Here is a 14,094-nt window from a genome sequence, read left to right on the forward strand (position 1 = left end):
ATAATCAATACCCTTCATTCCGAGTAGTTCTGATCAAGGCTTAATTCGGTTTTGGGGAATGCGCTGACTGGATTAGCCAGCCCCGCCTTCCCCTCATTACTCAGCGTGCCGTGCAGCTTGATATCCCCAAACACTTCAACCCCCTTGGCGCTGATGCGGATGCCATGGCCGCCGGCTGCCAGTTCGATGCTGTCGTGCCCGGCCACGCTGATGTGCTGGTTGCTGTTCAGCCGCAGGGACTTGGCGGCGGACACCGCCAGCGGGCCGCCTTGTGCCTGAATGTCCACGCTGCCCTGGTTGGCATAGAAGCGTGCGCCGCCGCTGCGGGCAAACAGGCTGATGGCGCCGTTGGCATTACTGCGGATGTCGCCCAGGGCGGCTTGGCTGATGTGCTGCCCGGCGGTGACGGCGTAGGTGCTGCCTGCCGATTGCTGGATGGTGTGCGGGGTGGTGAGGCCGATGCCGGCCGGGGCGCTGATCAGGATGCCGGCCTGTGCCAGCTGTTTGAGCGACTGTTGCAGCAGGTCGACCTGGGCCTGGACATCCGGCGGCAGCGCTCTGGCGGTGGTGGCGGCATCGGCCAGGGCTTTGGCCAGCCGGTTGGCCTGTTCCAGCTGGTGCAGCGCTGCGGCCATGTCCAGTTGCGGGGTAGCGGCGACGGATTTGCTTTCGGCAGTGATGAGCAGGCCTTTGCCGGCGCGGATGGCTCCCCAGTGGTCGGTGCGCAGTTCAAACCCTTCGCCGCGTGGCGCGCGGGCGGCATCCACCAGGTGGCCGATATTCAGCTGGCTTTTACCGTATTCGCTGGCCAGCTTGATGTGTTCCTTGCCCTGCAAATCCTCCATGCGCAGCTTGTTGTTGGCCTTGGTGCGGATGACATTGCGGCTGTGCCATTGGCTGGTGATGTGGTCTGGCCGCTCGTTGTCATGGGTGATGGCGGCGATGTAGGGGTGGTCGGGGTCGCCATCGCTGAAGGCGAGGTGAACGATGGTGCCGGCGTGGATGGGCATGTGAAAACCGAATTGCCGTCCGGCAAACGGTTTGGCCAGCCGCACCGCGCGCGAATCGCCGCCGGGGCTCCAGTTGTCCAGGTCGAACAGGAAGCGCACGCGGTAGCGGCCATGCTCGTCGATGAAAGGGTAGTGATAGCTGTTATTGCCCGGGCTCACCACCATGGCGGGCAGGGTGCCGTGAATGCGCGGTTTGGGAAGCAGGGCGGGCCGCCAGACGCGATCCGCCGGAATGGCGCTAAAGCTGTTCTGGTAGGCGCTGTCGCGGCTGCCGTGGTGGCTGACGCGGCTGATCAGCCAGCCGTGCGGGGCGTCGGCAAAAGCCTGCGTCAGTTTCAGCACGGTACCGGGCTGCAGCCAGCTGACATTGCTGTCGCCACTGGCCATGCATTGCCGGCTGACCGACAGCTGGTGACGGATCTGCGCCAGCCGGGTGGATTCCTCGTCATCGCGATTATCATCGCCCCAGTCGTAGTCCTCGCCATGCGCGGCGGGCACCTCCCCGGCAAACCCGGCACGGCCATCGGGCAGTGGACTGGCGGCCATGTCGTTGAAGTTGCGCCGCCGCGCAGCCTGCAGCATAGGACTGTGCCGGATGTTGAAGGCGGTGACCGCCTCGGTGCCGACACTTTCCAGCCCGGCCTGCTCGCGCAGGGCGACCGGGTGCAGATGATTGCGGCTGTAGTGCTCCAGGTCGTTGCCAAGCAGGATGACATCCTTGCCGTCGCTGGACTGGCTGAACTGGAAGAAGATGCCGGCCTGCGCGGCCAGACGGGAGAGAAAAGCCAGATCGGTTTCGCGGAACTGGGTGAGGTGCTCGTACACCGCTTGTGCGCCGGTCAGGGTGAAACGGAAATCGCTGCCATCCAGCCCATGCTGGCGCAGCAAGGCTTCCATCACCTGCGCCACCGTCATGTTCTGGAACAGGCGGGTGGTGCGACTGTCCTGCAGCAAGGCCAGGCGCGGGCCGATGTCGAAGGTGTACAGCGTTTCTTCCCGGCTGCTGCGGCCGCGCTGCGCCTGACGCACCACCCCGTGCCAGCTGCGCTGTCCTGCCTGCGCGTCCGGCAGTGGCGGGATGCCGGGAATGCGCAGCGGCGGTGCGGTGGATTGCGGGGTGAGGGTGAAGGTGACCGGCTGGCCGATCAGCGGGGCGAGGGGCAGGTCGCGGTCTGGCAATGTCACTGCCACGCTGAGGTGGTAAGGGCTGTCCAGTGCTTCTTCAAGCTGAAAGGAATGCACGGACGGGGTGAGCTGGAAACGGGTGGGGAAGGTGAGCTGGTAGGGGTTGCGCATGGGCTGGGGCCTGGGGTGGGTCAGATGGTGACCTGCCATTCCTGGCAGTCGTGAATGAGGCGTGGATGAACAGGGCAGCGGCACAGCACCAGATCATTGTTGAGTGCCAGGGTTTTGCCCTTGATATTGTTTTGCCCCAGCGAGCCGCGCGGGCCGGCCATGGCGATGACTCCGATACTGTTGCAGACGTCACAACGCACCCTGGCTCCGATGAAGGACACCGGGATGCCACGCAATGTCGGTCCATCAAGCATGCCTTCAACGACTTCGCCGCGGCCGGTAATACGGCAGCCCTGGCGGATGACAAATCTCATGTGCTGGCTCCTGTTGTGCCTGCTTCGGGTGGCAGAGCAATCCCTGCCCAGTGCTGGTTTTCCTGCCGGGTATGCCAGCCAACCGCTTGCTGCCTTAGCATCGCGGCTTCCAGTGCCATTGCCGCCATGATCCAGCAGCCCAATGCACCGGGATTTCCCCAGTAGGGCTCATGCTCCAGGGCGTCGATTTGCCAGCCTGCTGCGGACAGTTCTTCCGGGCTGTTACGGTTCAGGCTGAAAAAGGAGGTGGGTGGACTGGCCAGTGCAGCATTGCGCTGTGCCAAAGCAAGATGTTCGGGTGCGCGGAACAGCACCGGTCGGGACAGGCTGGCACCTGCACCGGTATGGCTTGCCAGCATGGCAAAGGCGGCTTCGGCAGCGGGTGGGCCATGGCTTGCCCCGAAGCTGGCCGCAGGCGTGGCGATGCCTGCCAGCAGGTGATAGCCGCTGTGTTGCCGGGCATGGAGTGCATCAATCACCAGATCGATGTCATCCGGGCTGTGCAAGCGCTGAGGCTGGGACGTCAGCAAGATGCCCTGTTCGCTGGCATGCTGCCGAAAGCGTAACCACGCGTCTTCGCCGCCATGCCAGGAAACCGCGACTGGTGTGTGCCACACCGTGGGCGGCCAATCGGCCATCATGGCAGCCAGTTTGGCGGGGAGGTATTGGGCCGCGGGAAGGGGTTGTTCCTGTTCTTCCTCCCCGGATGGCATGTCGGATGCTGTTGCATCGTCCGCTAGCAGGATGTCGATTTCTTCGCCGGTTTCATCATCGGCAACTACCTCGTCGTCAGCCGCATAAGCCTGCCATCTGGCTGCGTCTGTATCTTGCTGGCCATCTTCTGCTTCGGTGGTGGATTCCGGCTCTGCCAGATAGGGCGGTGCTGCGGATTCGAACTGCGGTACTGCTAACAGATTGCAGAAAGGCACCGGTTTTGCCCTTTCTTGCCGGAGCAGAACCTGGCGATCCCCCGCGTGGATGCAGGCCGGGCCAAGCAAGGCGATATGCGGGATATAAAGCCGTGCTTTGCGGCGCTGTTCTTCCTGGTGATACGCGGCAAGATGCAAGGCATTGCGGTGATCCACAACCCAGCCTGCCAGCAGCCAGCCGCTGTAGCGCAACAGTGTCCAGAAGCAGGACAAAATGAAACCGGGCGCGGCAGCCTTGAGCCAGAAGCCGGTCAGCGGAGCGTCCTTGGTGCTGTTGACCGCAGTGGTGTAAAAGCTGAGCAGCGTCGAGAGGATGGTGCAGGCAACAATCAACATGACATAGCGCGGCCAGCGGGGTTTGCCCGGTTTGGCCTCTTGCCGTAGTTGGTTTTCGGATGCCTGCATGCCGTGGTGACCCGTCGCTTGGGACTATGGATCGGGCATTAAACTGTGTGACATTTGCATCAGCAATGTCCACTCAGCCAGTTTTACCGGTCAGCCTTGTCTAAAGAATGGTTGGACTGCGTCGGGAGTAGCGCAATGGCCGTGCGCCCTTGCAAGGCGGGAAGGGGTGTCGGTGGACAAGTTCAAGTTGTTACCACCAGCTGGTAAGAATCTATTCCCCCGTCGCCGGGATGATGCTTGATCAGACAAGCGGAGCAGGTGGAGATTAAAGAAGGGAAATGCCCACCCGGTTGGCAGGCCATGGTAATCAGCGGCTGCTCAGTAATACGCAGGGCTGGTCATCAAGTTCGAATTGCGCATCCACCACCATGCCCAGCCGCGTGTGGGCTTTGAGCGAGGCCTGGTTGTCGGCATGTATGAACAGCACGGCCTGCTGGCCGGGCAGCTGCTGCTGTAGCTGCTGCCACATGGCGCTCAGCAAGCCCTGGCCGCGTGCCCGTGGGGCAAGGCAAACCGGGCCATAGAAATAGAATGGCCCGGTGGCATGATGCAGCCTGGCCATCTGCACCGCCACCGGGCTGTCCTGATGCTTGCTGCTACTGGTAAACACTACGCCCAGCAGGCCGGAAGCGTCTTCCGCCAGCACTATCGGCATGCCGTCGGCCAAGGCCTGTGTCAGCCAGTGGCTGATTTTTTCCAGCGGGAAATCGCCATGCAGGCTACCGCCCTGGCTGCTGCTTTCGGGCAACATCAGCGCGGCAATGTCCGCTGCGTCACTCTCTTTGGCATTACGCAACCGTGGCGGCATGGCTTTATCTCCTGCAGGAATTCATTCCAGATTCGGTTTGTGCTTGTTGGCTACGCGAATGTAGTGCTCGGCGGAATACTTGAAGTAGGCCAACTCCTGTTCGGTCAGCTTGCGGGCCTGTTTTACCGGATTGCCCAGGTACAGATAACCCGACTCCAGCCGCTTGCCCGGTGGTACCAGGCTACCGGCGCCAATCAGCACCCGGTCTTCGATGATGGCGCGGTCCAGAATGATACTGCCAATGCCTACCAGCACTTCATCGCCAATGGTACAGCCGTGCAGGGTGACGTGATGGCCGATGGTGACATGCTTGCCGATGTTTAGCGGTGCGCCGACAGGGTCGCTATCGCGCTTGTGGGTGACGTGCAGCATGGCAAAGTCCTGGATATTGCTGCCTGCACCGATATGAATGGCGTTGACGTCGCCACGGATCACGGCAAAGGGCCAAACCGAGGCATTCTCCGCCAGCGTGACATCGCCAATCACCACGGCTGCAGGGTCGATATAGCAGGAGTCGGCAATCTGCGGCGTGCTGCCATCGTAGGGGCGGATATTGCGATTCATCAGAACGTCCTCATCTAACAGGTTCGAGATTCCCTATCATATAGCAATGGCGGTAGCCTGTTGGCCTGCTACCGTCTATTCCGATACCGGCACCGTTCCCCGCCAGCGGCTGCCATTTGCCACAGAAAGTGAACAATGAGCCTGAATCCGCTCCTCGACTTTACCGGACTGCCACGTTTTGCCGAGATTCGTCCGGAACACATCAGCCCGGCCATCGCGCAATTGCTGAGCGAGGCCCGTCACACCGTGGCGCAGCTGACCGCCCATGTGGATAGCCCGAACTGGGAGAACTTTGTCGACCCGCTTACCGACGCCACCGAACGCCTGTCGCGCGCCTGGGGCGTGGTGGGGCATCTGAATGCGGTGGTGAATACGCCGGAACTGCGTGATGCCTACAATGCCAATATCGCGCCGATTTCCGAATTCTGGACCGAACTGGGACAGAACCTGGCCCTGCTCGGCCAGTTCAAGGCCATTGAGGCCAGCCCGGACTATGCCGGCTACAATGCCGCACGGCAGAAGATCATCCAGAACGATTTGCGTGATTTCCGCCTGTCCGGTGCCGAGCTGCCGGAAGCACAGCGCCAGCGCTATGCCGCCATCCAGAGCCGTCTGGCCGAGTTGTCCGCCCGTTTCGAACAGAACGTGATGGACGCCACCGACGCCTTCAGCCTGTATCTGGAAGACGCCAGCGACCTGGATGGCGTGCCGGAAGACGCGCTGGCCCTGTTTGCAGCTGCCGCTCAGGCTGATGAACAAACCGGTTACAAGATCACCCTGCAGTTCCCGTTTTACTTCCCGGTAATGCAGTACGCGCACAACCGCGCGCTGCGCCAGAAGCTGTACGACGCCTATGTGAAGCGCGCGTCGGAGTTCGGCCTGCCCGAGCACGACAATACCGAAATCATCCGCGAAAAATTGCAGCTCACCCGTGAAGAAGCCCAACTGCTGGGTTTTGCCAATTATGCCGAGCTGTCCTTGTTCACCAAGATGGCGGAAAGCCCAGCGCAAGTCATTGCTTTCCTGCGTGACCTGGCAGCCCGTGCCAAGCCTTTTGCACTGAAAGACCGTGCCGAGCTGGAAGCCTTTGCCAGCAAGGAGCTGGGTCTCTCCGACCTGCAAGCCTGGGATATTGCTTACGCTGCCGAAAAACTGCGCGTGGCACGCTATGCCTTCTCCGAGCAGGAAGTGAAGCAGTACTTCCCGGAAAGCAAGGTGCTGCCCGGCCTGTTCGGGGTGGTCAACACCCTGTATGGGGTGCAGGTGCGCGAAAGCAGCGCCCCGGTATGGCATGACGATGTGCGCTTCTACGACATCCTCAAGGATGGCCAGCTGGTAGGCAGCTTTTACTTCGATCTGTACTCGCGCGAGGGCAAGCGCCCCGGTGCCTGGATGGATGACGCCCGTGGCCGTCGCAAGAAGGGCGACACCATGCAAACCCCGGTGGCCTACCTCACCTGCAATTTCACCCGCCCGGTGGGTGACAAGCCGGCGCTGTTCACCCACGACGAAGTAATCACCCTGTTCCATGAGTTTGGTCATGGCCTGCACCATATGCTGACGCAAGTGGAGGAGCTGGGTGTTTCCGGCATCAATGGCGTGGAATGGGATGCGGTGGAGCTGCCCAGCCAGTTCATGGAAAACTTCTGCTGGGAATGGGAGGTGTTGCAAGGCATGACCGCCCATGCCGAAACCGGCGAAACCCTGCCGCGTGCGCTGTTCGACAAGATGCTGGCCGCCAAGAACTTCCAGAGCGGCATGATGACGGTGCGCCAGCTGGAGTTTTCCTTGTTCGACATGCTGCTGTACACCGATTTTGATGCCAGCACCGGCGACTGGCTGGCGCTGCTCGATACCGTCCGTCAGGAAGTGGCGGTGAACTTCCCGCCGTCTTACAACCGCTTCCCCAACAGCTTCAGCCATATCTTTGCCGGTGGGTATTCGGCAGGCTATTACAGCTACAAGTGGGCGGAAGTGCTGTCGGCTGATGCCTATGCCGCTTTCGAAGAAGCAGGTGGTGCCAATGCCGCCACCGGAAAGCGCTTCTGGGATGAGATTCTGGCAGTGGGCGGCAGCCGCTCGGCGCTGGAATCCTTCCGTGCCTTCCGTGGCCGCGACCCGCAGATTGACGCGCTGTTGCGCCATTCCGGCATGGTGGAAGAAGCCGCCTGAAGCGCTGACAAATATTTGCACGGGGGAGGGAACTCCCCTGATTTGCGCTGGCTCTAATCTTTGCTCAACGGGTTATCTCCAAGAGCAGCAAGCGAGCCAGACGCTTATCCCTGCCCCCAAGGACATCGATATCGTGTCTTTTCCTGCCCCCAATCCCCCTTGGGGGTATTTTTTTGGCTGTCGCAAGCGCAAATGAAAACACCGCCTGATGGCGGTGTTGTCTGGTGCTTTCAGTGAGATGACGTCTCCGGGATTCTTGCCGATGGTGGCTGGTACGGCTGGCTGCCATCAGACGGGAATCGCCATTTCACTAAAATCAGTTGCCGGGGCCGTTTTCCGTCTTCTCTGTCTGGCCGAGGCGATGGCGCTGGGCAAAGCCCGGAGTGCGCAGGGTAAAGGCATCGCTGAAAGGGCGCAGGGTAGAGCGGTGAGGATTCTTGGTCGGGCAGAGGGGATGTTGCTGGGAATGCAGGGGTTTGGATTGTCTGGACAATTTGTTTCTCCGGTGATGAACACAGGACCATTCTAGCTGCGCTGCCGTGCAATGACAAATTTGATCAAATATCTGTTGTTTATTTGCCAGATCAACCATTTGAAAAACAAGGTTAAACCGGCGGCAGCAAGGGGGCTGAGCGTCCCCGGCAAGGGGCTGACAAGCAGTGAACCGCGTATCGCCATCCTGTTGCGAAGTTAATCGGGTAAGATGGCGTCGATTTTTCAAACACGCATGCGGCGGCGCAGTCCGGCCGCACTGCTTGCATGGCCTGCTTGTCGTCGCCGCATGAGTGACATTGTGTGTGCCATGCTGTTTATGTGCCGTGGAGCACGCTCTGCGTGCATGCCTTCCTAGTTGATGGGGACATGATGATCTTCAACCGTTCCATCCGGCCAGAGCGCCTCACCTTGCTGGTGTCGCTGGGGCTGGTGCTGTTTTACAACCTGCCATTCTGGCGCGAGATGTTGCGCATTGTCGGCCCGCTGGATGGCCATGGCATCAAACTGCTGCTGGAATCCTTCCTGCTGGTGACGGCGTTTTACAACCTCGTGCTGTCGCTATTCAACTGGCCTTATGTCGGCAAGCCGCTGATTGCCCTGTTATTGCTGACGACTTCGTTCATTACCTATTTCATGAACCAGTATGGGGTGATGATTGATGTACACATGGTGCAGAACGCGGTACAGACCGATCACAAGGAAGTGCGCGATCTGCTGACCATGAAAATGGCGCTGTTTGTCGTGCTGCTGGGCCTGCTGCCCAGCTGGTGGCTGTTTACGCGCCATATCCAGTGGCGCTCCCCGTTGCGTGAGGGCGGGGTGAGGCTGCTGACCCTGCTGGTATCGGCGGCGGTGCTGGTGGGCATTGCCTTTGCGGCGTATCAGGATTTTGCGTCCTTGTTCCGCAATAACCGTCAGCTGCGCCATTACCTGACGCCCTTCAACTATATCCAGGCCACTAACGGTTATATCCAGGACCACTACAATAGTGGTCCCATTGTGGTCAGCCCGCTGGGTGAAGATGCCAAACGCGATGCCAGCTGGCAGCAGCACAAGCGCAAGACAGTCTTCGTGCTGGTGGTGGGGGAAACCGCCCGCGCCGATCATTTTTCACTCAATGGCTACCCACGCAACACCAATCCGAAACTGTCGGCGCAGCCGGGTTTGATCAACCTGCCAAATGTGCATTCCTGCGGTACCGAAACGGCTGTCTCGGTACCCTGCATGTTCTCCGATATCGGACGTGACAATTACAGCGGGGACAAGGCAGCACGTCAGGAAAACGTGCTGGATGTGCTCAAGCGCGCCGGTTATAACGTGATCTGGCGGGATAACCAGTCCGGCTGCAAGGATGTGTGCAACCGGGTGACGCTGGAAGATGTCACCACCAGCAAGGACGACAAGCTGTGCAGCACTGGCGAGTGCTGGGATGAAATTCTGCTGCAGAACCTGCAGCAGAAGATTGACCAGTCCGACCGCGACATCGTGCTGGTGCTGCACCAGATGGGCAGCCATGGTCCGGCCTATTACAAGCGTTACCCGCCGGCCATGGAGCAGTTCAAACCGGTATGCCAGACCAGCGAGCTGTCACGCTGCCCGCGCGAGCAGATCGTCAACGGCTTTGACAACACCATTCTGTACACCGATACGGTGCTGTCCGGCCTGATAGATTTCCTGCGTGCCAACCAGCAGCGCTATAACACCGGCATGCTTTACATGTCCGACCATGGTGAATCGCTGGGCGAAAACGGCATGTATCTGCACGGTACGCCGTATCTGCTGGCACCGGAGGCGCAAAAGCATATTGGTGCGATGATGTGGTTTTCCGACAGCTTCCAGCAGGAAGTCGGGCTGAACCAGCGCTGTCTGGAAGGTCGCAAGGCCGAGCCGTATTCCCACGACAACCTGTTCCACTCGCTGCTGGGTGTGCTGGGTGTGCACACCAGTGTTTATAACAAGCAACTGGACATGTTTGCGCCTTGCCGGCAATCGTCGTGATTTCTGATTCAGATGCAGCCGCCGATGCGTGCGGTTGCCCTAAGTAAACGAGAACTGAAGATATGCAATTAGCCACCTGGAACGTCAACTCACTCAAGGTCCGTCTGCCTCAGGTGCTGGAATGGCTTGCGCAAAGCCCGGTAGACGTACTGTGCCTGCAAGAATTGAAAATGGATCAGGATGTGTTTCCGCTGGCCGAGATCGAGGCCGCCGGTTACCGTGCCGCCTGGTTCGGCCAGAAAACCTATAACGGCGTGGCCATTCTGGTACGCGCGCCCTTGCAGCTGGACGATGTGGTGCAAGGCATTCCCGGCTATGACGACCCGCAACGCCGGGTGATTGCTGCCACGGTAAACGGCGTGCGCGTGATTTGTGGCTACTTCGTCAATGGCGAGGCGGTTGACTCACCGAAGTACCCGTACAAGCTGGAATGGCTGGGCAAACTGCATGACTACGTGGCCGATGAGCTGACGCGTCATCCGCAATTGGCTTTGCTGGGCGACTACAATATCGCCCCGGAAGACCGCGATGTATACGACCCGGAAAGCTGGCACGAGCAAGTACTGTGCAGCACGCCGGAGCGCGCGGCGTTCCGTGGCCTGATCAGCCTGGGCCTGGCCGACAGCTTCCGCCTGTTCAACCAGGAGGACAAGCAGTACAGCTGGTGGGATTACCGCGCCATGATGTTCCGCCGCAACAAGGGCGTGCGTATCGACCACATCCTGATTACTCCGGCCCTGCAGGCGCGGGCGGTGGAGTGCGTCATCGACAAGACGCCGCGCAAATGGGAACGCCCGTCCGACCATACGCCCGTGGTGCTCACGCTGGCAGATTAACCGTATCCCGAGCCGATGACTGACAGACCCCTCTTGCTTGCCGGATGGAAAGTGAAAGGGGTTGATGAGCAGATGGGAACGCTGCGGAATCAGTCACTTGCTTGAACGGCCCGAAAGGGCCGTTTTGCATTTCAGTACTTGGCGGATGAAGGCAAAGCTTGGTCTAGCTCAAATGAAAGCATATTAGCATTTGCTAAAATTTGTTGCCAAATAGCTAATCCGAGGTGCCATCATGAGCCGCAACCACCCACCGCTTCCGTGCAACCCCTACTACGAAGGGGTGCCGGACTACATGACCGAAGTCTACGACTGGGCCTATGTCAATCCGCGCCGCGCAGCGCTGCTCGACCGTAACCTGGTGGTCAGCACGCTGCTGTTTCTCAATGACCAGCGCCTGATGCAGCGCTACTTGCAGCAAATCCGCCCCGGCATGCGGGTGTGGCAGGTGGCGCATGTCTATGGAGATCTGGTACAGAAAGCCGCGGCCAAGGTGCGCAAGCATGGCGAATTCATTCTGACCGATATCACCCCGGTACAGGTTGAACATGGTGTGCGCAAGCTCGCCTGCTACCCGCAGGCACGCGTGGAGCGGGCCGATGCCGCCAGCTACCGGCTGGAACAACCGGCAGACCTGATCTGCAGCTTCTTTTTACTGCATGAAGTGCCGGACGATCTCAAGCACCGCATTGTCGACAACATGCTTTCCCAGCTGCCAGCTGGCGGCAAGGCCGTGTTTGTCGACTATCACAAGCCAGCACCCTGGCAGCCCATCGGCTGGTTGCTCAAGTGGGTCAACCGCGTGCTGGAACCCTTTGCCGAGGAGCTGTGGCGCAATGAAATTTCCAGTTATGCCAGTCAGGCCGAAGATTTTGACTGGCACAAGGAGACGCTGTTTGGTGGCGTGTATCAGGTACTGACCGTCACGCGACGCTAATCCTGTACGTAGCGTTACATGACCTTACATAGCACTCACAGACGGCCAGATTGGGCAGGGCTAGGATACGACTCATGGAAACACCACTGCGGTGTCTCGGAAAGAACACTCCCCACTTGATATTGGAGAACGCAACATGAAAAAACTGACCCTGCTCGTTTTGTCTGCCGCCTTCGGTCTGAGCTCCGCTGCTGGTTTCGCCGCCACCAACGCTTCCGCTCCGGCTGCTGCTTCCGCACCGAAAGCCAAAGCTGCCAAGATTCACCACGCCAAGAAAGGCGTGAAGAAGGTAGAAGCTTCCGCTCAGAAAGCCCAGGCTGCTGACGCTTCCGCTCCGGCTAAAAAGGCTGCCAAAAAGCACCACGCCAAAAAGCACGCTGCCAAGAAAGTAGACGCTTCCGCTCAGAAAGCCCAGGCTGCTGACGCTTCCGCACCGGCTAAAAAGGCTGTGAAAAAGCACCACGCCAAAAAGCACGCTGCCAAGAAAGTAGACGCTTCCGCTCAGAAAGCCCAGGCTGCTGACGCTTCCGCACCGGCTAAAAAGGCTGTGAAAAAGCATCACGCCAAAAAGCACGCTGCCAAGAAAGTAGACGCTTCCGCTCAGAAAGCCCAGGCTGCTGACGCTTCCGCACCGGCTAAAAAGGCTGCCAAAAAGCACCACGCCAAAAAGCATGCTGCCAAGAAAGTAGACGCTTCCGCTCAGAAAGCCCAAGCTGCTGACGCTTCCGCACCGGCTAAAAAGGCTGCCAAAAAGCACCACGCCAAAAAGCACCACGCCAAAAAGCATGCTGCCAAGAAAGTAGAAGCTTCTGCTCAGAAAGCCCAGGCTGCTGACGCTTCCGCACCGGCTAAAAAGGCTGTGAAAAAGCACCACGCTAAAAAGCATGCTGCCAAGAAAGTAGAAGCTTCCGCTCAGAAAGCCCAGGCTGCTGACGCTTCCGCTCCGGCTAAAAAGGCTGCCAAAAAGCACCACGCCAAAAAGCACGCTGCCAAGAAAGTAGAAGCTTCCGCTCAGAAAGCCCAGGCTGCTGATGCTTCCGCTCCGGCCAAGAAGCACGCTGCCAAAAAACATCACGCTAAAAAGCACGCTGCCAAGAAAGCCGCTCCGGCTTCCGCAGCAAACTAATCAGACGTCAGCGTCTGGCTCGCAATAAGAAAAGGGAGGCTTCGGCCTCCCTTTTTTGCATCTGCCATTTCCGCTGATGCCACTGCTGTGGTGTACCGGCAAAGAAAAACGCCATCCGGCAGGATGGCGTTTTGTCATTTCCCCGGAAAAAGCGGAATCATTTTTCCACAAAAGCACGTTCGATGGCGTAGTCGCCCGGTTCGCCCATACGCGGCGATTCCTTGAAACCCATGCCATTCAGGATTTCGCACAGGTCGTGCAGCATGGACGGGCTACCGCAGATCAGCACGCGGTCGTTTTCCGGGTTCAGCTGCGGTAGGCCGATGTCGGCGCACATTTTGCCGTTGGTGATCAGGTCGGTCAGGCGGCCCTGATTGCGGAACGGTTCGCGGGTAACGGTCGGGTAGTAAATCAGCTTTTCTTTCACGATATCGCCAAAGAACTCGTTTTCCGGCAGTTCTTTGGTGATGTAGTCGTGATAGCCCAGCTCATTCACCCAGCGTACGCCGTGGGTCAGGATGACTTTGTCGTAGCGTTCGTAGACTTCCGGGTCCTTGATGATGGACATGAACGGTGCCAGGCCGGTACCGGTGGACAACAGATACAGGTTCTTGCCCGGCAGCAGGTTGTCTTGCACCAGGGTGCCAGTGGGCTTCTTGCTGATCAGCACGGTGTCGCCAACTTGCAGGTGTTGCAGTTTGGAGGTCAGCGGGCCGTCTTGTACCTTGATGCTGTAAAACTCCAGATGCTCTTCGTAGTTGGAGCTGACAATGGAGTAGGCACGCATCAGCGGCTTGCCGTTTACTTCCAGGCCGATCATGACGAATTGGCCGTTGATGAAGCGCAGGCCGGCATCGCGGGTGCAGGTGAAGGTGAACAGGGTGTCGTTCCAGTGGTGAACCGACAATACCTTTTCAGCGGTCAAATTGGGGGAGGACATATAAATTGCTGCTCGCTATCCAATAGAAATCAAGGAATGAGTGGTTGCGGCGATTTTACCCTTTTCAGGGACGCTTGACTAAACATTGCTAGCTGTTCTCACTATGTCATTAAACATAATGATCAAATCGCCACGACGCAAAGCCTGCAACAGCTTTTGGCATGCTATGGCGGGCATACGGCGGGAAAGTCAACTGGAACAGGATGTTACCTTAAAGAGTGGGGCAGCCCTAACGATTTCTTTCCGCTGTGTTTATTCCTGTTTGTT

General features: G+C 59.0%; 12 protein-coding genes. 5 read left to right on the forward strand and 7 right to left on the reverse strand.

Annotated features, from left to right (window positions below):
* Positions 1-14 precede the first annotated feature (14 nt).
* The 5 genes from DKK66_RS09735 to DKK66_RS09755 form a co-directional block, all read right to left on the reverse strand.
* On the reverse strand, positions 15-2,306 hold the full coding sequence (locus DKK66_RS09735; protein WP_165494145.1) for a type VI secretion system Vgr family protein: 2,292 nt from the start codon (positions 2,304-2,306) through the stop codon (positions 15-17).
* Between the two features lie 20 nt (positions 2,307-2,326).
* Entirely contained in the window at positions 2,327-2,620 is a 294-nt protein-coding gene (locus tag DKK66_RS09740) for a PAAR domain-containing protein (protein WP_045848943.1), read from the reverse strand.
* Positions 2,617-3,954, reverse strand: a complete 1,338-nt coding sequence (locus DKK66_RS09745) for a hypothetical protein (RefSeq protein ID WP_131357551.1) — start codon at positions 3,952-3,954, stop codon at positions 2,617-2,619. Before DKK66_RS09745 ends, DKK66_RS09740 begins: the two co-directional genes overlap by 4 nt.
* Positions 3,955-4,261: 307 nt before the next feature.
* On the reverse strand, positions 4,262-4,762 hold the full coding sequence (locus DKK66_RS09750; RefSeq protein WP_131357554.1) for a GNAT family N-acetyltransferase: 501 nt from the start codon (positions 4,760-4,762) through the stop codon (positions 4,262-4,264).
* A 21-nt stretch (positions 4,763-4,783) separates the two neighbouring features.
* Entirely contained in the window at positions 4,784-5,326 is a 543-nt protein-coding gene (locus DKK66_RS09755; RefSeq protein WP_131357557.1) for a gamma carbonic anhydrase family protein, read from the reverse strand.
* A 135-nt stretch (positions 5,327-5,461) separates the two neighbouring features.
* On the opposite strand from DKK66_RS09755, the gene DKK66_RS09760 reads away from it, so the two are divergent.
* Positions 5,462-7,498 (forward strand): M3 family metallopeptidase, encoded by a 2,037-nt coding sequence (locus DKK66_RS09760; protein ID WP_131357560.1) that lies wholly within the window; start codon positions 5,462-5,464, stop codon positions 7,496-7,498.
* Positions 7,499-7,814: 316 nt separating this feature from the next.
* Here DKK66_RS09760 and DKK66_RS20155 read toward each other — a convergent pair whose 3' ends face one another.
* Positions 7,815-7,991, reverse strand: coding sequence for a hypothetical protein (locus DKK66_RS20155; protein WP_156157109.1), 177 nt, complete (start codon positions 7,989-7,991; stop codon positions 7,815-7,817).
* 368 nt (positions 7,992-8,359) lie between these two features.
* Here DKK66_RS20155 and DKK66_RS09765 point away from each other — a divergent pair, with 368 nt between their 5' ends.
* The 4 genes from DKK66_RS09765 (at position 8,360) to DKK66_RS20310 (ending at position 12,887) form a co-directional block, all read left to right on the forward strand.
* The gene (locus DKK66_RS09765; RefSeq protein WP_131357563.1) at positions 8,360-9,991 is read left to right on the forward strand and encodes a phosphoethanolamine transferase; all 1,632 of its coding nucleotides are present in this window, start codon (positions 8,360-8,362) and stop codon (positions 9,989-9,991) included.
* A gap of 62 nt (positions 9,992-10,053) precedes the next feature.
* Positions 10,054-10,827 (forward strand): exodeoxyribonuclease III, encoded by a 774-nt coding sequence (xth, locus tag DKK66_RS09770; protein WP_131357566.1) that lies wholly within the window; start codon positions 10,054-10,056, stop codon positions 10,825-10,827.
* 232 nt (positions 10,828-11,059) lie between these two features.
* Positions 11,060-11,761: a rhodoquinone biosynthesis methyltransferase RquA gene (gene rquA, locus DKK66_RS09775; RefSeq protein ID WP_131357569.1), complete on the forward strand. Its 702-nt coding sequence runs from the start codon at positions 11,060-11,062 to the stop codon at positions 11,759-11,761.
* 136 nt (positions 11,762-11,897) lie between these two features.
* Positions 11,898-12,887: a hypothetical protein gene (locus DKK66_RS20310; RefSeq protein ID WP_131357572.1), complete on the forward strand. Its 990-nt coding sequence runs from the start codon at positions 11,898-11,900 to the stop codon at positions 12,885-12,887.
* Positions 12,888-13,044: 157 nt separating this feature from the next.
* Here DKK66_RS20310 and DKK66_RS09785 read toward each other — a convergent pair whose 3' ends face one another.
* Positions 13,045-13,827 (reverse strand): ferredoxin--NADP reductase, encoded by a 783-nt coding sequence (locus DKK66_RS09785; RefSeq protein WP_045846727.1) that lies wholly within the window; start codon positions 13,825-13,827, stop codon positions 13,045-13,047.
* Positions 13,828-14,094: the final 267 nt, after the last annotated feature.

It is taken from the genome of Aquitalea sp. USM4, from assembly GCF_004328945.1.
Taxonomy (GTDB): Bacteria; Pseudomonadota; Gammaproteobacteria; order Burkholderiales; family Chromobacteriaceae; genus Aquitalea; species Aquitalea pelogenes.